Below are 23,822 nucleotides of genomic sequence, written 5' to 3'. Positions count from 1 at the left end.
ACACTATGCCACCTTCTCCCACAAGGGGAGAAGGAAGAAAGCGCGCCGCGGAGAGGGCCCTACGACCCCCCACCCGCCGTTCCCGAGTTCACCGGGGCGAGCTCGTCCTCCCGGCAGCGCCAGCCGTCGGCGGCTTTCACGAAGGCGAAGGTTCGCTGGATTCTCAGGCGGCGCGTGACGTTGAAAGCTTCTGCGGAGCGCTCCTTGTTGCCGGCTCCCGGCTGCGGACGACCCGTCCTCGCGTCCCAGCAGGTGCCGGTGCAGGTGGAGGCGACCTTGCTGCACATGGTGAAGGGGGCCAGCACGGCCATCTCGATTTCGCCCGTGACCTGCGCCTCCTGGTCGCTCACCTGGCTGTCGAGCGCATAGACGCGGTTGATGCGCAGGAAGTTGCCGCAGGAATTCGCCGCATGAATCCGCGCGGCGCAGAAATCGACGGCGTCGGTGTCGGGCGAGCGGGCCGCGACCTGCCGGCCGAACACTTTCTTGGGATCGCCCTTCGCCGCGCGGATTTCGTCGGTCTTGCGCCTCAAATGGTCGGCGAGACAGTCCTCCGCGGATTCCAGCTCTTGCAGCGGCACGTTCTCCTTGCCGACCAGATTGCATTTGCGGTCGCGCTCTCGTGTCCACCGTCCGTATTCGGCAAAGGCAAATCGTGCCGCTGTTGGGTCCAGCTTGCCGATCAGGCCGAGCACCTGGCCGTTGAGCTCGGATTCGACAAGCGCCAGCGACGGGTCCGCGCAGATCAGCGCACCCGCTGCGGTGTTGGCTGCGAGGCAGTCGAAATCAGGATCGCGCACGATCGCGGCGCGCTCCTCGGTGACCTTGAGCAGGCACGCCTTGACCCGGTCGAATTCGTCGGCGCGGATCGCGGTCTGGCCGACGATGCCGCAGCTGAGGTTGCGCTGCCGGATCCAGATCGCATTCTCCTCGATTGCAGGCAGGCGATCGGGCAGGCGGGCGAGCCGCGCCTCGATCGCCACGTTCAGCTTCTCGGCGGCGGCGGCAAGCTCGGCATCACCGCAGAATAACTGGTTGCCGGGGTCGCGAATCTGCTGGCAGTTGTTCTTGGCAAACAGCGGCAGCCTGTCGGCGATCAAACGGTCGGATTGTGCGGACGCGGGCGCCGCCGGCAATGCCAGCAGCGCAAGCACAGACAGCACGATGAATCGCATTCCAGTCGCCCCTGCATGGAACGCGCCATGCTAGCGTCTGGGATCGTGTGGGGGAATGGGTTTATGTTGGGGGTGTAGCAGTCAACGAGCTTCAGTGGCCATCGAGACCTGGACCGGTTCGTCGACATACTTCATCACCGCCGACTGGTAGAGCGCGAACAGCGGCTGATAGCTCCGGCTCACATCATCCCTGACCATCGCCATGCGGCGATTGTCGAGCATCAGCCACTGGCCGTCGAGCTTTGCTGCGGCAATCGCGTGCTCCTCGCCGGCCCTGACGTCGCGCACCACGACGATGCGGAGGTCCTCAGAGGCAACGCCCGCCAGCCGCAACGCGGCCAGCTTGGCGATGGCATAATCTTCGCAATCGCCGGCGCCCCGCGCGAAGGTCGCAAGCGGCGAGCTCCAGACGTCGTCGATGCCGTCATTTGCGGCGTGGATGGTGAGATTGATGGCGCGGTTGGTCTCGCCGAGGCGCGCGCGGCCGTCGCGGGCGCGGGCCTGGTCGACGATGGCGAGCAGCTTCAGGGCCGCGGGCGAAGCGCAATTGTCCCGGTCGCCGTCGCACAGCGCGAGCTGCACCATGTCGTCGTCGAGCTTGTCCTTCAGCGCGGACCATTTCTGCTGGAGGCTGCCGGAGGAGATGGCGAAGGCGAACACGCCGAACGGTTCGGCGGACTTGCGCACGAGGACGCCGGCGCCCGGCGACAGCAGCGTGCCGGCGCGAAGCTCGGCGACCGATCCGAGCAGGATCAAGCCGCACAAGACAAGGATTGCGCGCCAGGCGCGCGAGCGAGCAGCGGTCTCCATCTGACATCCCCTTCCCGAGCTCCGCGAGATCCCCCTCGATCTCGATGTGCCGGGCTTTGTTGCTTTCGCGGAGATAGTGCGAGACGGGCCGTTTTGTTCTGCTTAACGCGCCCGGCAGGGGTTCCAAAACCGGGTGACAGGCTGAAACAGGCCTGCTCGAATTGCGTAAAATTTTACGATTCGGAGGCTAGGAGGGCCTCGCTGCCGCGAAATGGAGCCAACTGCAGGCAGAAGTTGCGAGGCTGCCGATTCTGCCTCTCATGGCTAACAGCCCGCTATTTTGCGAGTTCTGTTAGTTAGGTCACAGATTTAGCCCCGTATTTGCCGCAGGATGTTGCAAGGCACCACGAAGGAAAGATGACGCAAGTATCTGTTCTATCAGCTGTACGATAGATGACTTGGGGTGATGGGAAATGCGTGCATCTAAGCCTGTTTCGACTTCAGAATGCTTGAAATATTACTTTGGCTTCTCTGGGAAGGCACCGCCCTGCGGAGGCTCTTATGGCCAAGTGACGCGAAATCACACAAGCTATAGACGGTTTCGCTAAGGACTTGGTAATGCTAAGCAAGCTTAGGCAGTCGATACTTACTTAGATTTTAACCCTTTTCACGGTGCCCGGTTGAATTACGCTGGCAAATTTGACGCCACGACCTCCTTGAACGGCCAGGGTTCCGGCGCGCCCGCCTACGTCCATACCGATTCCTTTGCGGCCAAACCCTTCATCGCAAAGGCGCATGGCCATGTGCCTGACGGCGCGTTCGTTGTTCCCGACCCCAACCTGATCTTCAACGGCGAGTTCAAGCGCGCCGGCCTCGATCTCGTGCTGACCCACGAAGGGCATGAGTTCGTGGTTCACGATTATTTCAGGGGAGACAAGCGCGCCGCGATCGCCTCGCCCGACGGCGCCCACCTCACCGGCGACATCGTCAACGCCCTCACCGGCCACGTCCAGGTTGCCCAGGCCGCGCCCGGCGCTGCTGCCGCTCAGGTCATCGGCCACGTCACAAAGCTCTCCGGCAGCGCGACCGCGATCCGCAACGGCGTCTCGGTCATCCTGAACAACGGCGACAATGTCGAGAAGGGCGATGTGGTCTCGACCGGAGCCGATTCGACGCTGGGCATCACCTTCATCGACGGCACCGTGTTCGGCCTGTCCTCCAATGCGCGGATGGTGCTGAACGAGATGGTCTACGACCCCAACGGGTCGAGCAACTCGTCGCTGCTCAGCCTGGTTGCGGGCACCATCACATTCGTCGCCGGCGAGACCGCCAAGCACGGCGACATGAAGATCGACACGCCGGTCGCGACCATGGGCATCCGCGGCACCGCGGTGCTGACCCAGATCAACTTCGTCGTTCCCGCCGGCGGCGGCGATCCGCAGCCGCAGGCGAGCTTCCAGGTGCTGGTCGAGCCGAATGGCACGACGGGCTCCTACATCCTGTTCGACAAGATCACGCTGCTGCCGATCGCGACGGTCAACCAGGCCGGCCAGATGATCCAGATCAGCGGCGGCAACGTCTCGATCGGCAACGCGCTGATGTCGCCTGAAATTCAGAAGCTGATCACGGACGTGTTCACGCTGAAGTTCACCGACAACAACACCAACACCAAGCTGACCACGAACTTTACCGACACCATCACGCCGTTCAGCCAGGACCTGGTGTTCAAGTCGGGATCCGGCCCCGTCGTCATCGCGACGTTCGTCAACCTCAGTCCGCAGGGACAGAACCACCCTGGCACGTCCACGCCGACCATCGTCCGCATTCCCAACCAGCCGGCTGCACAAAGCTTCGACCTCGGCGGCAATGTGAAGACGGCGTTCGCGCTGACCGAACGCGCGGACACCACCGGCGACACGCACGCTGACACGGTTTCGGGCCTGATCAGATTTGTCGATCAAAACCTCGGCGACCGGCCGACGGTGAGCGTGAGCCTCGCCGAGGCACCGAACTATATCTACAAGAATGCCGGCCAGCAGGACGTCACCGGCTCGCTCACCGCGCTCCAGAAGCAGGATATCGCGGCGACGCAGATCCAGATCAGCGTGGTTGCCGATGCCGCCAACGAGAACAACGGCTCGGCGGTCTGGACCTACACGATCCCGGACAAGGTCTTCGACTTCCTGGCAGCCGGCGAGACGCTGACGCTGACCTACATGGTCCGCGTCGACACCAATTTCGCGGTGAGCCCCGAAAGTAAGTTCATCCCGATCACCATCACCATCACGGGAACGAACGACAAGCCTACCGTGGCGACGTCCGGTGGCAACGTGATCGAACAGGTCGGGACCGGTAACGAGGCTCTGGACGTCATCACGGCACGGTCACCTTCACCGACGTCGATCTGACCGATAAGCCGATCGTGAGCGCGGCGCTCTCGTCCACCCAGCCGTTCAAATATCTCGATGCGGAAGGCAACGACATCACCGCGACGCTGACGCCGGAGCAACTCGCGGCGATCTCTGCCGTCAAAGTGCCGCTGACCGTTGTTCAGGGCGCTGGAAACGGCAACAATGGCACGGCAACCTGGACCTACAGCGTTCCCGACCATCTCTTCGACTTCCTTGCCGAGGACGAGAAGCTGATCCTCAACTACGTGGTGCAGGTCGATGACGGGCGCGGTGGAGTCGTCAGCACGCCGCTCACGATTTCCATCGATGGTGCCGACGTCAATGTCGAGGGCACCAACGACGTGCCGACGATCGTCGAAGACGACACCACCCCGGCCGGTGCGGTGACCGAGGATACGGCGGCCGCGCTCGCGGCGAACGGCACCATTACCTTCAACGACCCTGATCTCACGGACACGCACAGCGCGAGCTTCGCCCTGAAGTCGACGAATTCGAGCGCGCATCTGCCCGGCTTCAGCGACGGCACCTCGCATATCGGCACGTTCGCGCTGACGGCGGTGAGCGAGAGTCCCGGCGTCAGTTCGCGAGGCTCGGTCGGCTGGACCTTTACGCTCGGCAATAACGATCCGGTGCTCCAGTCGCTGGCCAAGGGCCAGACCATCACGCAGGTCTACACCGTGACGGTCGACGACCATCACGGTGGGACGGTGACCAAAGACGTCACGGTCACCATCACCGGGACCAACGATACCCCGACCATCACGAGCGACGCAGACGCGGCAACGGGCAGCGTCACCGAGGATACCAGCGCAACGCTGTCGATCGACGGCACGCTGGCGATCCAGGATCTCGATCTGATCGACACCCACACGGCGCAGGCGGTGTTCAAGTCGTCGACATCGAGCGTGCATCTGCCGGGTTTCGACGACGATACGCCGCTCGGCAGTTTCACGATCGATCCGTCGGTGCACGAATTCAGCACCGATACCAACAACAGTGCGACGCTGGGCTGGCACTTCAGCCTCGACAACAGCAATGCGATGCTGCAATCGCTGGCGCAGGGCCAGACCATCACCCAGGTCTACACCGTCACGTTCATCGACAATCACGGTGCGCAAGTCTGGCAGGACGTGACCGTCACGATCAACGGGGCCAACGACGCGCCGACGATCGCAAGCGACGCTGCCGCGGCGATGGGCGCGGTCACCGAGGACGAGGGCTCGTCGCTGACGACCTGTGGCACGCTGGCGATCCAGGACCTCGACCTGATCGACACCCACACGGCGGAGTGGTCGTTCAAGTCGTCGTCCGTCAGCACGGATCTGCCTGGCTTCGGGACCGGTTCGCACATCGGCACCTTCTCGATCGATTCGTCGGTGACCGAATCCGGCAGCGACACCAGCAACGGCGCGACGCTGGGCTGGCACTTCAGCCTCGACAACAGCAATGCGATGCTGCAATCGCTGGCGCAGGGCCAGACCATCACCCAGGTCTACACCGTCACGTTCATCGACAATCACGGTGCGCAAGTCTGGCAGGACGTGACCGTCACGATCAACGGGGCCAACGACGCGCCGACGATCGCAAGCGACGCTGCCGCGGCGATGGGCGCGGTCACCGAGGACGAGGGCTCGTCGCTGACGACCTGTGGCACGCTGGCGATCCAGGACCTCGACCTGATCGACACCCACACGGCGGAGTGGTCGTTCAAGTCGTCGTCCGTCAGCACGGATCTGCCTGGCTTCGGGACCGGTTCGCACATCGGCACCTTCTCGATCGATTCGTCGGTGACCGAATCCGGCAGCGACACCAGCAACGGCGCGACGCTGGGCTGGCACTTCACCTTGGACAATGACGATCCCGTGCTGCAGTCGTTGGCGGAAGGGCAGACCATCACCCAGGTCTACACCGTCACGTTCGACGACCAGCATGGCGGCAAGGTCAGCCAAGACGTGACCGTCACGATCACCGGCACCAACGATGCGCCGGCGGTTTCCTATGTGACGTCGGACTACATGAATTTCGACGGCCAGACGATTGCCGTCGGCGAGGTGCCGACGGTGGCCACCGATGACGTGACGCTGGACGGCTGGGTCAACTGGAACGGCGCAGCAAATGCCGGCCACGGCCAGATCCTGTTCTACAACGGCAACACCTCGACCACCGGCTTCGGTCTCCTCGGCACAGTCAACACCGATGGTACGATGGAGCTGCAGATTCTCGCGGGCGGCCGCCAAATCGCCGATACCGGCGTGGCACTCACGGCGTCGCAGTGGCACAACATTGCGCTGACGCGCGAGAACGACACCTTCAAGCTCTATCTCGACGGGCACCTCGAATATTCCCAGTCATGGACGGTCAACCCGATCGACGGCAGTCCGTCGAATCCGTCGGCGTCCTACATGATGATTGGCGCCGCGAGCGACCCAGGCGCGGCGGGCTTTGGCGAGGAAGGCTTCTTCGGCGCGATCGCCGATGTCAGCGTCTGGACCACCGCGCTCACACAGGCGCAGATCCAGTCGATCGATTTCACCGCGCTCACCGGCAGTGAGACGGGCCTTGCCGCGTATTATCAACTGAGCGACAGCAGCGGGACCACGGCTTCCAATGCGGTCAATCCCGGCAAGAGCCTCGCAATCGAGGGCGATGCGGACTGGGCCAGCGGGACCTCCGGGCCGGGCGGCGCCGTTGCCGACCTGATGGAGACCAATGCCGGCCAGCTTGCGCACGGCGTGCTGGCGGTCTCCGACGTCGACGCGATCGATCACGTCACGGTGTCGGTCGGCCAGCTGCAGGTCTCTCTCGACGGCATAGCGCAAACCGGCAACGTCGGCGGGCTGTCGCATGAGGCCCTGTTGAATTATTTGACCGTTCCGTCCGGCGATATCCTGAACGGCACCGCCACCCACGCGCAGTTCACCTGGACCTTCAATTCGCAGGGACAGGCCTTCGACTTCCTCGCCGCCGGCCAGACGCTGTCGCTGCAATACACGATCGTGCCGTCGGATGCTGATGGCGCTGGCACGGGCGGGGTCGTCACCATCAACATCGCGGGCCGCAACGACGCGCCGACGCTATCCGATCTCCACATCGGCCCGCTCACGGACACCGCTGACGACGACACCTTCTCCAACCTCACCGGGCAACTGGCCGGGACCGACGCCGACACCGGCGAGACGGCAACGCTGACATATGCCGTTCTGAACGCGGATTGTCATGGGACGGCAACGGGTCTGTACGGCTCGCTGACGGTCTATGCCAACGGCAGCTACAGCTACGTTCCCAATGCGGCGGCAATCAACGCGTTGTCGGACGCGCTCTATACGGACACGTTCACGGTTCAGACCACGGACGTGCATGGTGCGACCGGCACGGCAACCCTCACGGTCGAGGTGACCGGCGCGGACGACGAGAACGTCGCTCCGGTGATCGACGTCCATCAGATCAGCGTTACGCAAGAAGGCGACCAGATCTTCGTTCACGGCATCACGGTCACCGACGCCGACGCTGCTCCCGATGAAACCTTCGCACTCACCGCGGCGGCGGATTCGGGCACATATGTGGAGCCTGCACCGACGTCCGATACCCTGGCGAGCGTCAATTCAGCACTCCAGGGACTGACCTATACGGAGCCGAGCCAGAACGGGCCTGCGACGGACAAGCTCGCGATCACCGTGACCGACGGCCACGGCGCGAGCGACACGGTCAACCTGATCTTTAACCTGACCGAACAAGGCCCGGTCACCCTCGCCAGCACAGACGGCAAGGATGTGCTGTTCGGGACGGGCTATCAGGATCAGTTCGTGTTTGCGGCCAATTCCAACCGCGACATGATTCTGGATTTCACGCACAATCAGGATCACATTGATCTGTCGGCTGTCGTGACCACCGCCAGCGTGTCCGACTGGATGACCCAGCATGTGACCGCGTCGGGGACAGACACCCTGATCACGCTTGATGCGGCGAACACCATCCTCGTGAAGGGCGTCAGTCTTCAGGCGAGCGACTTCATCGTGCATTCCTGACGCGCTTGGACGGGGCCGATCGTCTGCGCACCCGATCGGAGCTGCCGCCCGCCGTCAAAGCGTGATATTCAACCACCATGAAACGTCTCAAGATCCTGCGGCGGTGGTTTGCGCGGAAGCTCGGCTTTGCACGGCTGATGTGCCTTGCGCTGCTGGTTCTGTTTGCAGGCGCGCGGCTCTGGGATCCGCCGCCGATCCAGGAATTGCGGCTGCGCACCTTCGACATGTTCCAGCTGATCGATCCGCGCCACAAGACGGCGCGGCCGGTGACCATCGTCGATATCGACGACAAGAGCCTCGCCAAGCTTGGCCAGTGGCCGTGGCCGCGGACGCGGATCGCCGATATGATCCAGAACCTCACCAACAACGGCGCGGTGGCGATCGGCTTCGACGTGGTCTTCTCGGAAGCCGACCGGCTCAATCCGGATCTGGTCGCGGGCCAGATGCGTTATCTCGACGATGCCACGCGTGCCAAGCTGCGCGAGCTGCCGACCAACGACCAGATCCTCGCCGAAGCGATCAAGCGCTCGCGCGTGGTGCTGGGCGAGACCGGGCTCCCGGCCGTGTTGTCCGAACTCGATAAGTCACTTCCGTACACGGGCGTGGCGACGGTCGGGGAGGAGGGCGCCGAACGCTTCCTGTTCGAATTTCCAGGCCTGCTCCGCAACGTGCCCCTGATCGAAATGGCGGCCGCCGGCCGCGGCCTGTTTTCAATCAGAAATGAGCGCGACGGGTTCATCCGCCGGGTGCCAATGATCATGCGTGCCCAGGGCAACATCATGCCATCGCTCAGCCTCGAGATCCTGCGCGTCGTCACCGGCACGCCGACGCTGCTGGTCAGGACCGACAAGACGGGCGTGCGGGCCGTGCGCCTCAAGGGCGTCGAGATCCCCACTGACAAGAACGGCCAGCTCTGGGTGCACTACGCCCGCCGGGATCCCTCGATCTACGTCTCGGCGGTCGACGTGCTCGACAACAGCGTGTCGCCGAGCAAGTTCGCCGGCAAGCTGGTGCTGGTCGGGACCTCCGCGGCCGGGCTCAACGACATCAAGACAACGCCGGTGTCCGCGACCATGCCGGGTGTCGAGATCCATGCGCAGGTGCTGGAGAGCGTGCTGAGCGGCGCGGTGATTTCCCAGCCGAACTACGCGCTCGGCGTCGAATTGCTCGCCGCGCTCGTCATCGGCCTGCTCGTCATCATCTTCACGCCGAATCTCGGTCCCGTGCGCCTCGTGCTCGCCGGTGCGATGTTCGCTGCGATCCTGGTCGGCACGTCCTGGTTCTTCTACGCGCAGTACCGCTATCTCATCGACTTCACCTATCCGCTGCTCTCGACCACCGCGATCTATCTGACGCTGATCTTCGCCAGCTTCGTGCGCGAGCAGCGCCAGCGCGTGCAGATCCGCGGCATGTTCGCGCAATACATGTCGCCGGTGCTGGTCGAGCAGCTGGCGCAGTCGCCGGAGAAGCTCGTCCTCGGCGGCGAGGAGCGCGAGATGACGATCATGTTCTCCGACGTGCGCGGCTTCACCACGATCTCGGAGAGCTATAAGCACGATCCGCAAGGTCTGATCGCGCTGATGAACCGCTTCCTGACGCCGCTGACCGACGTCATCATCGAGCGCAAGGGCTATATCGACAAGTACATGGGCGACGCCATCATGGCGTTCTGGAACGCGCCGCTCGACGATGCCGAGCACGAGATCAACGCCTGCGAAGCCGCGATCCAGATGCTCGAGCAGATCGACGCGGTCAACAAGGAGCGCGAGCAGGAAGCGGCCGACGGCGGCCACGTCTACATCCCGCTCAACGTCGGCATCGGTCTCAACACCGGCATCGGCGTCGTCGGCAACATGGGGTCGGACCTGAAGAAGAACTATTCGGTGCTCGGCGACAGCGTGAACCTGGCCTCGCGCCTGGAAGGCCAGTCGAAGGAGTACGGCTTTCCCATTATCATCGGCTCCAGGACCGCACTCGCCGCCAAGGAGAAGTTCGCGATCCTCGAGCTCGACTTCATCATGGTCAAGGGCAAGACCGAGCCGGAAGTCATCTACGCCATCGCCGGCCGCGAGGACGTGATGCATTCGGGCGCGTTCCAGCGTCTGCGCAACATCACCATCGAGATGCTCGGCTGCTACCGCAGCCGCGACTGGCAGGGCGCACTGGACGCGATCGAGCGCGGCCGCAAAAGCGAGGATGCCGACACGCTGGAGAAGCTGTTCAGGCTTTACGAGGCAAGGATCAGGAATTTCCAGATCAATCCACCGCCGGAGGGCTGGACCGGGGCGTATGCGTTGCTGACGAAGTAGTGGTGACACTCGCTGTCGTCCCGGACAAGCGCGCCCAAAGCGCGCGCCGATCCGGGCTCCCATACCGCGGGAATCTCTCTTGGGGCAGGTTGGAGGAGGCGAACAGCCTTCGCCAAACAGCTCCCCTGGCTATGGGTCCCGGGTCTGCGCTGACGCTTGGCCGGGACGACGGCGGAATTTGACGCGCCAGTACGTCGTCCCTCACTCCACCCCGATGGTCGTGAGGTCCTGGAACCAGTGCTGCGCCTGCACGAACTGCTTGATCTTCGGCGATAGCGCGTGCGGGTTGGTGTCGTGGACGACCCAGACCAGCGTCGCATCGTTGACGATCAGCGCATGCGCCTGGGCGAGCAATTCGTCCTGCTTGGCGCTGTCGAAGGTCTGCTTGGCCTCGTCGATCAGCGCGTCGACCTTCGGGTTCTTGTAGCCACCCCAGTTGACGCCAACAGGCGCGATCTGGCCGGAGTGGAAGAAGCGGACGATGGCGTAGAGCGGGTCCGAGGTGACATAGGCGATGTTGTTGGCGGTGATGCCGGCGTTCATCTCGTCCGCCGCGCCCTTGCGCCAATGCGTATAGAGCGTCTCGAGCTCGACCACTTTGAAGTCGATGTCGATGCCGATCTCCTTGAAGCTCTGCTGCAGGAATTCGTTCATCGGCAGCGACAGCATCTGGCCGGTGCCGCCCTGTGCGATGATGAACGTGGTCTTGAGCGGCTTCGCCTTGGAGTAGCCGGCCTCCTCGACCAGCTTCTTCGCGGCGGCGAGATCATACTTCAATTCGAAGCTCGGCTTGCCGAACCACGGGCTCGACGGATCGACCTGTCCCTTTGCAGACTTTGCGAGCCCGTTCATCAGCCCGACCACAGCCTCGCGATCGATCGCAAGGTTCAGCGCCTTGCGCAAGCGGATGTCGGTCCAGGGCGAGCCCGGCAGCACGCTGAGGTGATAATTCCACACATGCGGCGTGACGTTGTCGACGAGCTTCATGCCGGCCGCTTTCAGCTGCGGCACGGCATCCGGTGCCGGCGTCTCGATCAGGTCCACTTGCCCGGCGAGCAGTGCGTTGGTGCGCGTCAGCGCTTCCGGCATCGGCACCAGCACGATCTTGTCGGCCTTGGGAATGCGCTTCTTGTTCCAGTAGTCCGGATTCTTCGTGAGCTCGGCGAGCTCGCGCGGCACCAGTTTTGTCAGCTTGAACGGACCGGTGCCGGAGGGCTGGCTGGCGAACTTGTCCCAGTCCTTGCCGAGCTTCTCGTACTGCGTCGGGCTCGAGACCAGGAACCACAGCATCTGATAGGGGAAGAAGGAATCGACCGTCTTGGTGGTGATCTCCACGGTGAAGCCGTCGATCTTGGCGTAGCTGGCGACGGAAGGAAGGCGGGTCTTCACCTGCGCGCTCTGCCGCTTGTCGAATTGCGGCGCCTTGTCGTTGAGCACCTTGTCCAGATTCCAGATCACGGCATCGGCGTTGAACTCGCTGCCGTCGTGAAACTTCACGCCCTTGCGAAGGGTAAAGCGCCATTTGGTCTTGTCGGCGTCGTCGACCTTCCATTCGGTCGCGAGGCCCGGCACCAGCTTGCCGGGTCGATCGGCGACGTCCATCTCCCAGGCGACCAGGGGGTCGTAGATCGTGTAGGCGGTGAACTGATAAGCGCCGGCGCCGCGATCGGGCTGGCCGGTGGTGAGCGGAATGTCCGCCATCGAGATGCCATAGCGCACCACCGTTTCGGCGCGCGCCGAGATTGCGGACAGCGCCAGCGCAAGCACGGCGAGACAGGTCGATAGACGAATACGCATGGCCTAAAGCTCCAGGGAAGATCTGGGGCCAAACTTGCAATCTTGATGCCAGAATAGGCAGCGCGCCGTTTCCGCCGGTGCGTCATCACAAGGACTTGTCGCCGCAGGGGCAATTTGCAGAATTTGTTTCTCCTTGGCATAGCCATTGCATACCATTGCATCAAAATTAATCATCGAAAGCCGGAGAAGGACTGAGGCGATGCTTATCAAGAAGAACAAGACTCGCGCGGCGCTGATTGCGCTCTTGGCGCTCGGCAGCGCGGCCGCATGGCCACGCGTCGTAGCTGCGGAAACTGTGCTGCGCATCGGCATGACCGCTGCCGATATTCCGCGCACCCTCGGCCAGCCCGATCAGGGTTTTGAGGGCAACCGCTTCACCGGCCTCACCATGTATGACGCGCTGACCGGCTGGGATCTGTCCTCCGCCGACAAGGCGAGCGTGGTGATTCCCGGCCTTGCCACCGAGTGGAAGGTCGACGATGCCGACAAGACCAAGTGGGTGTTCAAGCTGCGCCCCGGCGTGACTTTCCATGACGGCTCGCCGTTCAACGCGGACGCGGTGGTGTGGAACGTCGAGAAGGTGCTGAAGCAGGATGCGCCGCAATTCGACGCCAGCCAGGTCGGCGTCACGGCCTCGCGCATGCCGACGCTGGCCTCCGCGAAGAAGATCGATGACATGACGGTCGAGCTCACCACCAAGGAGCCCGACAGCTTCCTGCCGATCAACCTCACCAATTTGTTCATGGCGAGCCCGGCAAAGTGGCAGGCCTTCTACGGCAAGGCCGAAGGTGCCGATGCCAAGGCGAAGTCGCAAGCCGCCTGGACCGCGTTCGCCAAGGACGCCTCGGGCACTGGCCCGTGGAAGATGGCGAGCTTCACCCCGCGGGAACGGCTCGAGTTGGTCAAGAACGCGAACTATTGGGACAAGGCCCGCGTGCCCAAGATCGACAAAATGGTGCTCTTGCCGATGCCGGAAGCGAACGCGCGCACCGCTGCATTGCTCTCCGGTCAGGTCGATTGGGTCGAGGCGCCGGCGCCGGACGCGCTGCCCGAGCTGAAACAGCGCGGCTTCAAGCTCTACGCCAACGAGCAGCCGCATGTCTGGCCGTGGCAGTTCTCCCGCGTCGAGGGCTCGCCCTGGAACGACATCCGCGTGCGCAAGGCGGCGAACCTCTGCGTCGATCGCGAAGGCCTCAAGGACGGCCTGCTCGCCGGCCTGATGGTGCCCGCGACCGGCACCTTCGAGCCCGGCCATCCCTGGCGCGGCAAGCCGACCTTCGAGATCAAGTACGACAAGGCGGCAGCGCAAAAGCTGATGCAGGAAGCCGGCTTCGGCCCCAACAAGAAGCTGACGGTGAAGACGCAGACCTCCGCTTCGGGCTCGGGGCAGATGCAGCCCTTGCCGATGAACGAGTATCTCCAGCAGGCGCTGGCCGAATGCTATTTCGATGTGCAGCTCGACGTCATCGAGTGGAATACGCTGTTCACCAACTGGCGCCGCGGCGCCAAGGATCCGAGCGCCAACGGCTCGCACGCGACCAACGTGACCTATGCGGCGATGGACCCGTTCTTCGCGCTGGTGCGCTTCCTGCAATCGGGCATGGCGCCGCCGGTCTCGAACAATTGGGGCTTCATCAACAACCCCAAATTCGATGAGCTGGTGAAGAAGGCGCGCCAGACTTTCGATCCCGCCGCACGTGACGCCGCGCTCGCCGAGCTGCACGCAGCCTCCGTCGACGACGCGGCCTTCCTCTATGTCGCCCACGACGTCGGGCCGCGCGCGATGAGCCCGAAGGTCACGGGCGTCGTGCAGCCGAAGAGCTGGTTCATCGACTTCTCGCCGGTGTCGATGAAGTAGTCTAGCGCAACGAACTCGGTGCACCCTCTCCCCCTGTGGGAGAGGGTGGCTTCGCGAAGCGAAGCCGGGTGAGGGGTCTCTCTCCGCGGTTACCGCTTTCGCGTTCGTAACGACTGTATCCGGGGATAGAACCCCTCATCCGGCGCTTCGCGCCACCTTCTCCCACAAGGGGAGAAGGGAAGAAAAGAACCAAACGTGCTCGCCTATACCGCCAGACGCATTGTCTACGTCGTCCCCATCGTCATCAGCGTGGCGCTGGTATGTTTTCTGCTCGTGCACATCACGCCCGGCGATCCGCTCGTCGCCGTGCTGCCGGCCGACGCCTCGCAGGAGCTCGCCGCGCAACTGCGCGCCGCCTATGGCTTCGACCGGCCGCTGCCGGTGCAGTTCGGGCTTTGGTTGCTCCGTGCCCTTCACGGTGATCTCGGCAATTCCATCGCCACCGGCCGCCCCGTGCTCGCCGAAGTCATGCGCGCGGTCGGCAACACCGTCACGCTCGCGATTGCCGCCGCCATCATCGGCTTCACCATGGGCATCCTGCTCGGTCTGATCGCAGGCTATTTCCGCGAGACCTGGATCGACAAGGTCGCGACCTCCTTTGCCATCGCCGGCGTGTCGGTGCCGCATTACTGGCTCGGCATGCTGCTCGTCATCATCTTCTCGGTCCAGCTGAACTGGCTGCCCGCGGTTGGCGCCGGCCCCAGCGGCTCCAACTCCTGGGCGTGGGACTGGGCGCACCTGAAATATCTCGTGCTGCCCGCGATCACGACCTCGGTGATTCCCATGGGCATCGTCACCCGCACGGTGCGTGCGCTGACCGGCGACATTCTCTCCCAGGATTTCGTCGAGGCCTTGCGCGCCAAGGGCCTGCGCGAAACCGGCGTGTTCCGCCACGTCATCAAGAACGCCGCGCCCACCGCGCTCGCGGTGATGGGGCTTCAGCTCGGCTACATGCTCGGCGGCTCGATCCTGATCGAGACCGTGTTCTCCTGGCCGGGCTCCGGCTTCCTGCTCAATTCGGCGATCTTCCAGCGCGACCTGCCGCTGTTGCAAGGCACGATCCTGATCCTGGCGCTGTTCTTCGTCTTTCTCAATCTGCTTGTCGACATCGCCCAAGCCGCGATCGACCCGCGCATCAAGCGGGGCTAGCCGATGAGCGAGCTTCCGCTTCACGTCACCGCCGATGCCGCGCTACAGGCCGCACCCGCCACCAAGGCGCGCGGCTATTGGGCGACGGTCGGCCGCCGCATCATGCGCGACAAGGTCAGCATGGCCTGCGCGCTGGTGCTGCTGCTGATCCTGCTCTCCGCGATCCTCGCGCCGTGGCTCGGTCTCGAAGACCCCTACAAGGGTTCGATGATCCGCCGCCTCCGTCACATCGGCACGGCAGGCTATCCGCTCGGCACCGACGAGCTCGGCCGCGACATGCTGGCGCGGTTGATCTATGGCGGACGGCTGTCGCTGGTCATCGGCATCCTGCCCGTGATCCTGGCCTTCTGCATCGGCACCTCGCTCGGCATTGTCGCCGGCTATGTCGGCGGCAAGCTCAACACCGCGATCATGCGCACGGTGGACGTGTTCTACGCCTTCCCCTCCGTGCTGCTGGCGATCGCGATCTCCGGCGCGCTCGGCGCCGGCATCCTCAATTCCATCGTGTCGTTGACGGTCGTGTTCGTGCCGCAGATCACCCGCGTCGCCGAGAGCGTCACGACAGGCGTGCGCAACATGGATTTCGTCGAGGCCGCGCGTGCCTCGGGCGCCGGGCCCTTCACCATCATGCGCGTGCACATCCTCGGCAACGTGCTCGGCGCGATCTTCGTCTATGCGACGAGCCTGATCTCGGTCTCGATGATCCTGGCCGCCGGTCTCTCCTTCCTCGGTCTCGGCACCAAGCCGCCGGAGCCCGAATGGGGATTGATGCTGAACACCTTGCGCACGGCGATCTACGTCAATCCCTGGGTCGCCGCATTGCCGGGCGCGATGATCTTCGCGGTCTCGATCTGCTTCAACCTGCTCTCGGACGGCCTGCGCAGCGCCATGGACATCAGGAACTAGGCCATGAGCGAAACCAACACATCCGTCGCCATGCTGGAACCGGTCGAGGACCGTGGCGGCGTCGCGCAGCCGCTGCTCCAGGTCGACGGCCTGACCAAGCATTTCCCGGTGCGCGGCGGGCTGTTCGCCGCCAAGCGCACCGTGCGTGCCGTCGACAACGTCTCCTTCTCCGTCGCCAAGGGCGAGACGGTCGGCATCGTCGGCGAGTCCGGCTGCGGCAAGTCCACCACCGCGCGGCTTCTGATGCATCTGATGCCGCGCGATGACGGCGACATCATCTATGACGGCATGACCGTCGGCCAATCGCTGAGCTTGCGCGAGCTGCGCCGCGGCATGCAGATGGTGTTCCAGGACTCCTACGCCTCGCTCAATCCGCGCCTCACCATCGAGGAATCCATCGCGTTTGGCCCGAAGGTCCACGGCATGGCCGACGGCGCGGCGAGGGCATTGGCGCGCGAGCTGCTCGGCAAGGTGGGCTTGCGTCCGGAAACCTTCGCCAACCGCTATCCGCACGAGATCTCCGGCGGCCAGCGCCAGCGCGTCAACATCGCCCGCGCGCTCGCGCTGTCGCCGCGGCTGGTGATCCTGGATGAGGCCGTTTCCGCGCTCGACAAGTCCGTCGAGGCGCAGGTGCTCAACCTGCTGGCCGATCTCAAGCGCGAGTTCGGCCTGACCTATCTCTTCATCAGCCACGACCTCAACGTGGTCCGCTACATCTCGGACCGCGTGCTGGTGATGTATCTCGGCGAGGTCGTCGAGCTCGGCCCGGTCGACCAGGTCTGGGATAGCCCGGCGCATCCCTACACGCGGGCGCTACTCGCGGCGATGCCGTCCTCGGACCCTGACAGGCGCACCGAGACGCCGCCGATCACGGGCGATCCGCCCAATCCGATCGATCCGCCCCCAGGCTGCCGCTTCCATACCCGTTGTCCGTTTGCGGAGCCGCTCTGCGCAAATGCGACACCAAAGCTCACCGCGCTCGATAATATAGGCCACGAGGCCGCGTGCTACATGGCGATCCCGGGTTCAGGCCATAGCCGCGCGCCCGCAGGGGAAACAGCATGACAAGACCGACACCGAAAGAGATCAAGCCCATCGCGCAAATCTCGGGTATTCCCGTGGACGACGAGATCGCAACCCGCATCTCCAATGCCATCGGACCTGCCTTCGAAGGCTTCGCCGCCATCGCCGGCACGCTGCCCTTCGATCTCGAGCCCGCCGGCTATGTGCTTGCGCAGACGCAGAAGGTGTCGAGATGAGCACCGAGCCTGCATTGATGACGCTCACCGAGGTCGCGCGCGCGATCGCGATGAAGCAGGTGTCTTCGCATGAGGTGACGCGCGCCCTGCTGCACCGCATCGGGCAATGGCAGCCGCACCTCAACGCGTTCATGTCGATCGAGGCCGAGGCTGCATTGAAAGCGGCGGGTGCCGCCGATGCCGAGCTGGCCAAGGGCAACGTCCGCGGTCCTCTACATGGCGTGCCGCTCGCACACAAGGACATGTATTACGACGCCGGCCACGTCTCGACCTGCGGCTCGCTGATCCGCCGCGATTTCGTGCCGACCGTCACGTCCACCGCCTTGCAGCGGCTGAAGGATGCCGGCCAGGTCCGCCTTGGCACGCTGCATCTCGCCGAATTTGCCTATGGCCCGACCGGCCACAACGCCCATTACGGTCCGGTGCGCAATCCCTGGAACGTCGCGCACATCACCGGCGGCTCGTCCTCGGGCTCCGGCTCGGCGGTCGCAGCGCGCCTGACCTATGCGGCGCTCGGCTCCGACACCGGCGGCTCGATCCGCATGCCCGCGCATTTCTGCGGCGTCACGGGGCTGAAGACCACCGTCGGCCGCGTCAGCCGCGCGGGCGCGATGCCGCTGTCGCAATCGCTCGACACCGTCGGCCCGCTCGCCCGCACCGCCGAAGACTGCGCGCTGCTGCTGGCGCTGATGGCCGGTCCCGATCCCGCCGATTCGACCTGCAGCCACGAGCCGCTGTCGGACTACGTGGCGGCGACCAAAGGCTCGCTGAAGGGCCTCAAGATCGGTGTGCCCGCGTCCTTCTATGTCGACGATCTCGACAGCGAGGTCGCGCGCGTGCTGGACGAGACCATCGCCGTGCTCAAGCGTGAGGGCGCCGACATCGTCAAGGTCGAGCTTCCCGATCAGCGGCAATTGTCCTCGGCAAGCCAGCTCGTGCTCGCCGCGGAAGCCGCCGCCTTCCACAAGCGCTGGATGATCGAGCGTCCGCAGGATTATGGCCCGCAGGTTTTGATGCGGCTTCAGAACGGGCTCACCGTTCCCGCCATCACCTATCTCGAGGCGATGCGCTGGCGTGGGCCCGCGCTCGCGGCGCATAACGCCGCAACCGCTGGCGTCGATGCGGTGATCGCACCGGCGTCCCCGGTGCCGGCGCCGACGATCGAGGAGAGCGACGTCGGCGGCGGCCCGAACGCGCCGGCGCTGTTGCAGCGGCTGACGCTGTTCACCCGCCCGGTGAACTTTTTGGGCCTGCCGTCGCTCACCGTGCCCTCCGGCTTCACCAAAAGCGGCCTGCCGGTCGGCATGCAGCTGATCGGCCGCTCCTTCGATGAAGCGACCCTGCTCACCATCGGCGCGGCCTTCCAGCGCGCCACCGACTATCACGACCGAATGCCCAAACTGCCGTCATGACAAAGCTCGTCGAGATATCAGGCCTCAACATCCGCTTCACCGGCGAGCGCACGGTCTATGCCGTGAACGACCTCAGCCTGTCGCTCGGCAACAGCGAGGTGCTGGGCCTGCTCGGCGAATCCGGTTCGGGCAAGAGCGTGACCTTGCGTGCGCTGATGCGGCTGTTGCCGAAGAAGCGCACGCAGATTTCGGGCACCGTCAACGTGCTGGGCCGTGACGTGCTCGCCATGAACGACGAAGAGCTGTCGTCGTTCCGCGGCCAGACCGTGTCGATGATCTTCCAGGAACCCGCGCTTGCGCTCGATCCGGTCTACACCATCGGCGCACAGATCGCCGAAAGCGTGGTGCGCCATGAAGGCAAGAGCTTTGCGGAAGGCCGCGCACGAGCGCTCGAAATGCTCGAGGTCGTGCGCATCCCCTCGGCCAAGCGGCGGCTGGACGCCTATCCGCACGAGATGTCCGGCGGCATGCGCCAGCGTGCGATGATTGCCTTGGCGCTCGCCTGCCGGCCAAAGATCCTGCTGGCCGACGAGCCGACCACCGCGCTCGATGCCACCGTGCAGATCCAGATCCTCTTGCTGCTGCGCGAGCTGCAGCGCGAGTTCGGCATGTCCGTCATCTTCGTCACCCACGACATTGGTGTCGCCATCGAGATCTGCGACCGCGTCGCGGTGATGTATGCCGGCCAGATCGTGGAGCAGGGCACGCTTCGCGACATCGTCCGCTCGCCCGTGCATCCCTACGCCAAGGGCCTGCTCGCCTCGACCATCCACGGCGCCCAGCGCGGCGCCCGCCTGGAGACCATTCCCGGCACGCCACCCTCGCTCGCCGAGAAGCCTCACAATTGCTCCTTCGCCCCCCGCTGCGCAGTGGCCCAGCCGCGCTGCCTGGAGCAATTGCCTGCGAGTGTCGAGGTGGGGGCGGGACGAGCGGCAAGGTGTGTGCTGGCGGAGCCGGTTGTCGCGACGTAGCCGCCGCCCAACCGGCCAGCGGCGAGCAGCATTCACACCCTATTCATCCCGGTTCCCGTTCCATGGCTCCGTTCAAGGAGAGGGACCTTACTTATGTACATTTCTAACGAAGGCCTGCTCGTCATCCTGTTCGTTGGCCTGGTCGCCGGCTGGCTTGCCGGAAAGATCGTGCGGGGCGCTGGGTTCGGCATCATCGGCGACATCGTGATCGGCATTGCCGGTGCACTGGTCGCGAGCCTTCTGTTTCCCAAACTCGGCATCCGTCTCGGCACCGGCTTGGTCTCAGAGATCGTCTATTCGGCGATCGGCGCGGTCATCCTGCTGCTGGTGGTGCGCTTGGTGCGCGGCGGCGGCCGGCTCTAGCCGGCCGCTCGGTTCGACCGATAGGAACTTGCCTCTCCTGATCTGGGGAGGGCGGCGGCCTCTGCACCAAAAAGCCTCAAAGACTGTGAAATACCGGACTTGCGTACGGGGCCGTCAGGGGTAGATGTGGCCCATCAGGGTTCTGGATGAACTCGGCTGCGTTGGACGCAGAGCGAACATGATGTTAATCCGGGGCGAGTAGCCTGAATTGCCCGTGAAGTCAGGGGCTGTGGCCCCCACCTGAAAGAGATCAGACTGATGGCAGCCATCCCTGGCGTCCGCCGTTCAGAGCTCGCTGACGCCTTGCGCGCTTGTCGCACGGCATTCATCGGCGTCGGCCTGATGAGCTGCATGATCAACCTGCTCTATCTGACCGGGTCGATCTTCATGCTGGAGGTCTACGACCGGGTGCTGCCGAGCCGCAGCATTCCGACCCTGGTCGGCCTCATCATCCTCGCCAGTTTCCTCTATATGGCGCAGGGCGTGCTGGACATGATCCGCAACCGCATCCTGGGGCGGATCGGTACCTCGCTCGACGAAGCCCTCAACAAGCGCGTGTTCGACACCATCGTGCGCCTGCCGCTCCTGGTCGGCAGCCGCAACGAGGGCCTGCAGCCGCTGCGCGATCTCGACAATGTCCGTTCCTTTCTCGGCGGCATGGGCCCGAGCGCGTTCTTCGATCTGCCCTGGCTGCCGCTCTATCTCGCCATCTGCTTCGCCTTTCACGTCCTGATCGGCGTCACCGCGCTGGTCGGCGCCATCATCCTGGTCGGGCTGACGCTGGTCACCGAGTTCATGTCCCGCCAGCCGGCGAAAGAGGCGATGGGCCTCGCGGCCCAACGCAACGATCTCGCCCAGTCCAGCCGCCGCAACGCCGAAGTGATGGTGTCGATGGGGATGGCCGGCCGGATGAATCAGCGCTGGAGCGAGACCAACGAAAAATATCTCGCCGGCAATCAGCGGGCGAGCGACGTCGCTGGCGGTCTCGGCGCGGTCGCAAAAGTGCTGCGCATGATGCTGCAATCGGCCGTGCTCGCGGTCGGCGCCTATCTCGTCATCCACCAGGAAGCGACCGCCGGCATCATCATCGCCGGCTCGATCCTCTCCGCCCGCGCGCTCGCGCCGGTCGACCTTGCGATTGCGCACTGGAAATCCTTCGTCGCCGCCCGCCAGAGCTGGCACCGCCTCACGCGCCTCCTGGAGCAGATGCCGGCGCAGACGATGCCGACCCAGTTGCAGGCGCCCACCAGCCGGCTGTCGGTCGAAGGCATCGCCATGGTGCCCCCTGGGGACCAGCGCCTGGTCGTTCAGGACGTCACCTTCGCGCTCGCCGCCGGCAACGGCCTCGGCGTGATCGGCCCGAGCGGCTCCGGCAAGTCGTCGCTGATCCGCGCGCTGGTCGGGGTCTGGCAGCCGGTGCGCGGCAAGGTGCGGCTCGACGGCGCGGCGCTCGATCAATGGTCGAGCGACGTGCTCGGCCGCCACATCGGCTATCTGCCGCAGGATGTCGAGTTGTTCGGCGGCACCATCGCGCAGAACATCAGCCGGTTCGATCCCGAGGCGACCTCTGAAGGCATCATCGCGGCTGCGAAGGAAGCCGGCGTGCACGAGATGATCATCAAGATGCGCGAGGGCTACAACACGCAAGTCGGCGAGCAGGGCGCTGCGCTGTCCGCAGGCCAGGCGCAGCGCGTGGCGCTGGCGCGCGCGCTCTACGACAATCCCTTCCTGATCGTGCTCGACGAGCCCAACTCCAATCTCGACACCGAAGGCGATGAGGCGCTGACCCGCGCCATCCGCTCGGCGCGCGAGCGCGGTGCCATCGTCGTCGTGGTGGCGCACCGCCCGATCGGCGTCGAGGCGGTCGACCAGATCCTGGTGCTGCGCGACGGCCGCATGCAGGCCTTCGGCCCGAAGGAGCAGGTGCTCGCCCAGGTGTTGCAGCCGCGCGTAACGCCGCCGGCACCGATCAAGATCGTCAGCGAAGGCGGGGTGGCCAAGTCATGAGCGCAAAGTCATGAACACGATGGCCATCGGCGGCACGAAGCCTGCCGCGAAGAAGACCGTGCGCGACTCCATCAAGTTTCACCTGATGCTCGGCCTCGTGATCGTGCTGGTCCTGGTCGTCGGCCTCGGCGGCTGGGCGTCGACCGTCTTGATCTCGGGCGCGCTGATCGCACCGGGGCAGATCGTTGTCGAATCCAACGTCAAGAAGGTGCAGCATCCGACCGGCGGCGTGGTCGGCGAGGTGCGTGCCCGCGACGGCGACCTGGTCAAGTCCGGCGACATCGTGGTGCGGCTCGACGACACGGTCACCAAGGCCAACCTTGCCATCGTCACCAAGAATCTGGACGCCGCGCAGGCGCGTGCGGCGCGATTGCAGGCCGAGCAGCGCGGTCTCGACAGAATCGAATTTCCGCAAACCCTGATCGAGCGGGCGGGCGATCCTGACGTCAAGGCGCTGCTCTCCGCCGAAACCAAGCTGTTCGACGTCCGCGTCAACGGTCGCACCGGACAGAAGGCCCAGCTGCGCGAGCGCATCACGCAGCTCAACGAGGAAATCGCCGGTCTCAGCGCGCAGGAGAAGGCCAAGGACCAGGAGATCGCGCTGGTGCAGAACGAGCTCACCGGCGTGCGCGAGCTCTACGACAAGCGTCTGGTGCAGATCTCGCGCCTGACCCAGCTCGAACGCGACTCGGCCCGCCTCAACGGCGAGCGCGCGCAGTACATCGCCTCGCGCGCCCAGGCCAAGGGCAAGATCACCGAGACCGAGCTCCAGATCATCCAGATCGACAAGGACGTGGTCAGCGAGGTCTCCAAGGACCTGCGCGAGACCAACGACAAGATCGGTGAGCTGATCGAGCGCAAGGTCGCTGCCGAAGACCAGCTCCGCCGCGTCGACATCCGTGCGCCGCAGGACGGCATGGTGCTGCAATCGACCGTGCACACCATCGGCGGCGTCGTCACCGCCGGCGATACCTTGATGCTGATCGTGCCGCAGGCCGACGATCTTCAGGTCGAGGCCAAGGTCAATCCGGTCGACATCGACAAGCTCCAGATCGGCCAAAAAACGCTGCTGCGCCTGTCCGCGTTCAACCAGCGCACCACGCCCGAGCTCAGCGGCGTCGTCAGCCGCGTCTCGCCCGATGTCACCACCGACCAGCGCACCGGTCAGGGCTACTACACCATCCGCGTCTCGATGCCGGCCGAGGAGGTCGCCCGGCTCGGCGACGTCAAGCTGATTCCCGGCATGCCCGTGGAAGCCTTCGTCCAGACCGGCGACCGCACCATGCTGTCCTATCTGATGAAGCCGCTGCACGACCAGCTGATGCGCGCATTCCGCGAGAAGTGACGCGCGAAAGCGCGTCATCTTCCCTCGTCATTGCGAGCGTAGCGAAGCAATCCAGACTGTCTCCGCGGATAGATTTCTGGATTGC

At 64.5% G+C, this 23,822-nt stretch carries 16 protein-coding genes; 13 read left to right on the top strand and 3 right to left on the bottom strand.

The annotated features are described in order from the left end of the window. Positions 1 to 59: 59 nt before the first annotated feature. Entirely contained in the window at positions 60 to 1,175 is a 1,116-nt protein-coding gene (locus tag ACVIIV_RS03945; protein WP_456743005.1) for a lysozyme inhibitor LprI family protein, read from the bottom strand. An 81-nt stretch (positions 1,176 to 1,256) separates the two neighbouring features. After that, complete coding sequence (locus ACVIIV_RS03940) at positions 1,257 to 1,985, bottom strand: transglutaminase-like cysteine peptidase (protein WP_456743004.1); 729 nt, start codon at positions 1,983 to 1,985, stop codon at positions 1,257 to 1,259. Between the two features lie 743 nt (positions 1,986 to 2,728). Between ACVIIV_RS03940 and ACVIIV_RS03935 the strand changes: the two genes are divergently transcribed. From ACVIIV_RS03935 to ACVIIV_RS03925, 3 genes are all read left to right on the top strand, one after another. Beyond that, a complete protein-coding gene (locus ACVIIV_RS03935; protein WP_456748660.1) occupies positions 2,729 to 4,333 on the top strand; it encodes a FecR family protein in 1,605 nt (534 codons plus the stop codon). A gap of 14 nt (positions 4,334 to 4,347) precedes the next feature. After that, a complete protein-coding gene (locus tag ACVIIV_RS03930) occupies positions 4,348 to 8,361 on the top strand; it encodes a VCBS domain-containing protein (RefSeq protein WP_456743003.1) in 4,014 nt (1,337 codons plus the stop codon). Positions 8,362 to 8,438: 77 nt separating this feature from the next. Beyond that, a complete protein-coding gene (locus tag ACVIIV_RS03925; RefSeq protein WP_456743002.1) occupies positions 8,439 to 10,670 on the top strand; it encodes a CHASE2 domain-containing protein in 2,232 nt (743 codons plus the stop codon). A 201-nt stretch (positions 10,671 to 10,871) separates the two neighbouring features. On the opposite strand, the gene ACVIIV_RS03920 is transcribed toward ACVIIV_RS03925, so the two are convergent. Continuing rightward, complete coding sequence (locus tag ACVIIV_RS03920; RefSeq protein ID WP_456743001.1) at positions 10,872 to 12,467, bottom strand: ABC transporter substrate-binding protein; 1,596 nt, start codon at positions 12,465 to 12,467, stop codon at positions 10,872 to 10,874. A 199-nt stretch (positions 12,468 to 12,666) separates the two neighbouring features. Between ACVIIV_RS03920 and ACVIIV_RS03915 the strand changes: the two genes are divergently transcribed. The 10 genes from ACVIIV_RS03915 (at position 12,667) to ACVIIV_RS03870 (ending at position 23,737) form a co-directional block, all read left to right on the top strand. Next, positions 12,667 to 14,325, top strand: a complete 1,659-nt coding sequence (locus ACVIIV_RS03915) for an ABC transporter substrate-binding protein (RefSeq protein WP_456743000.1) — start codon at positions 12,667 to 12,669, stop codon at positions 14,323 to 14,325. A gap of 195 nt (positions 14,326 to 14,520) precedes the next feature. Beyond that, a complete protein-coding gene (locus tag ACVIIV_RS03910; RefSeq protein ID WP_018643381.1) occupies positions 14,521 to 15,474 on the top strand; it encodes an ABC transporter permease in 954 nt (317 codons plus the stop codon). Between the two features lie 3 nt (positions 15,475 to 15,477). Continuing rightward, positions 15,478 to 16,380: an ABC transporter permease gene (locus ACVIIV_RS03905; RefSeq protein ID WP_456742999.1), complete on the top strand. Its 903-nt coding sequence runs from the start codon at positions 15,478 to 15,480 to the stop codon at positions 16,378 to 16,380. Between the two features lie 3 nt (positions 16,381 to 16,383). Then, entirely contained in the window at positions 16,384 to 17,445 is a 1,062-nt protein-coding gene (locus ACVIIV_RS03900; protein ID WP_456742998.1) for an ABC transporter ATP-binding protein, read from the top strand. After that, on the top strand, positions 17,442 to 17,639 hold the full coding sequence (locus tag ACVIIV_RS03895) for a hypothetical protein (RefSeq protein ID WP_456742997.1): 198 nt from the start codon (positions 17,442 to 17,444) through the stop codon (positions 17,637 to 17,639). The genes ACVIIV_RS03900 and ACVIIV_RS03895 overlap by 4 nt, the downstream gene beginning before the upstream one ends. Next, positions 17,636 to 19,051 (top strand): amidase, encoded by a 1,416-nt coding sequence (locus ACVIIV_RS03890; RefSeq protein WP_456742996.1) that lies wholly within the window; start codon positions 17,636 to 17,638, stop codon positions 19,049 to 19,051. The genes ACVIIV_RS03895 and ACVIIV_RS03890 overlap by 4 nt, the downstream gene beginning before the upstream one ends. Next, on the top strand, positions 19,048 to 20,022 hold the full coding sequence (locus ACVIIV_RS03885) for an ABC transporter ATP-binding protein (protein WP_456742995.1): 975 nt from the start codon (positions 19,048 to 19,050) through the stop codon (positions 20,020 to 20,022). The genes ACVIIV_RS03890 and ACVIIV_RS03885 overlap by 4 nt, the downstream gene beginning before the upstream one ends. A gap of 93 nt (positions 20,023 to 20,115) precedes the next feature. Continuing rightward, a complete protein-coding gene (locus ACVIIV_RS03880) occupies positions 20,116 to 20,385 on the top strand; it encodes a GlsB/YeaQ/YmgE family stress response membrane protein (protein ID WP_027574999.1) in 270 nt (89 codons plus the stop codon). 258 nt (positions 20,386 to 20,643) lie between these two features. Next, the gene (locus tag ACVIIV_RS03875; RefSeq protein ID WP_456742994.1) at positions 20,644 to 22,392 is read left to right on the top strand and encodes a type I secretion system permease/ATPase; all 1,749 of its coding nucleotides are present in this window, start codon (positions 20,644 to 20,646) and stop codon (positions 22,390 to 22,392) included. A 10-nt stretch (positions 22,393 to 22,402) separates the two neighbouring features. Further along, a complete protein-coding gene (locus ACVIIV_RS03870; protein WP_456742993.1) occupies positions 22,403 to 23,737 on the top strand; it encodes an HlyD family type I secretion periplasmic adaptor subunit in 1,335 nt (444 codons plus the stop codon). The last annotated feature ends 85 nt before the right edge of the window (positions 23,738 to 23,822 follow it).

The organism is Bradyrhizobium sp. USDA 4354 (assembly GCF_054060315.1).
The sequence above is the reverse complement of the archived record's forward strand: the minus strand, read 5'-3'. Positions and strand labels throughout refer to the sequence as shown.

Coding starts and splice junctions, on each gene's coding strand:
- ACVIIV_RS03875 (WP_456742994.1), top strand. CDS start 20,644: ATGGCAGCCATCCCTGGCGTCCGCCGTTCAGAGCTCGCTGACGCCTTG.
- ACVIIV_RS03915 (WP_456743000.1), top strand. CDS start 12,667: ATGCTTATCAAGAAGAACAAGACTCGCGCGGCGCTGATTGCGCTCTTG.
- ACVIIV_RS03895 (WP_456742997.1), top strand. CDS start 17,442: ATGACAAGACCGACACCGAAAGAGATCAAGCCCATCGCGCAAATCTCG.
- ACVIIV_RS03885 (WP_456742995.1), top strand. CDS start 19,048: ATGACAAAGCTCGTCGAGATATCAGGCCTCAACATCCGCTTCACCGGC.
- ACVIIV_RS03905 (WP_456742999.1), top strand. CDS start 15,478: ATGAGCGAGCTTCCGCTTCACGTCACCGCCGATGCCGCGCTACAGGCC.
- ACVIIV_RS03870 (WP_456742993.1), top strand. CDS start 22,403: ATGAACACGATGGCCATCGGCGGCACGAAGCCTGCCGCGAAGAAGACC.
- ACVIIV_RS03925 (WP_456743002.1), top strand. CDS start 8,439: ATGAAACGTCTCAAGATCCTGCGGCGGTGGTTTGCGCGGAAGCTCGGC.
- ACVIIV_RS03890 (WP_456742996.1), top strand. CDS start 17,636: ATGAGCACCGAGCCTGCATTGATGACGCTCACCGAGGTCGCGCGCGCG.
- ACVIIV_RS03880 (WP_027574999.1), top strand. CDS start 20,116: ATGTACATTTCTAACGAAGGCCTGCTCGTCATCCTGTTCGTTGGCCTG.
- ACVIIV_RS03940 (WP_456743004.1), bottom strand. CDS start 1,985: ATGGAGACCGCTGCTCGCTCGCGCGCCTGGCGCGCAATCCTTGTCTTG.
- ACVIIV_RS03945 (WP_456743005.1), bottom strand. CDS start 1,175: ATGCGATTCATCGTGCTGTCTGTGCTTGCGCTGCTGGCATTGCCGGCG.
- ACVIIV_RS03920 (WP_456743001.1), bottom strand. CDS start 12,467: ATGCGTATTCGTCTATCGACCTGTCTCGCCGTGCTTGCGCTGGCGCTG.
- ACVIIV_RS03900 (WP_456742998.1), top strand. CDS start 16,384: ATGAGCGAAACCAACACATCCGTCGCCATGCTGGAACCGGTCGAGGAC.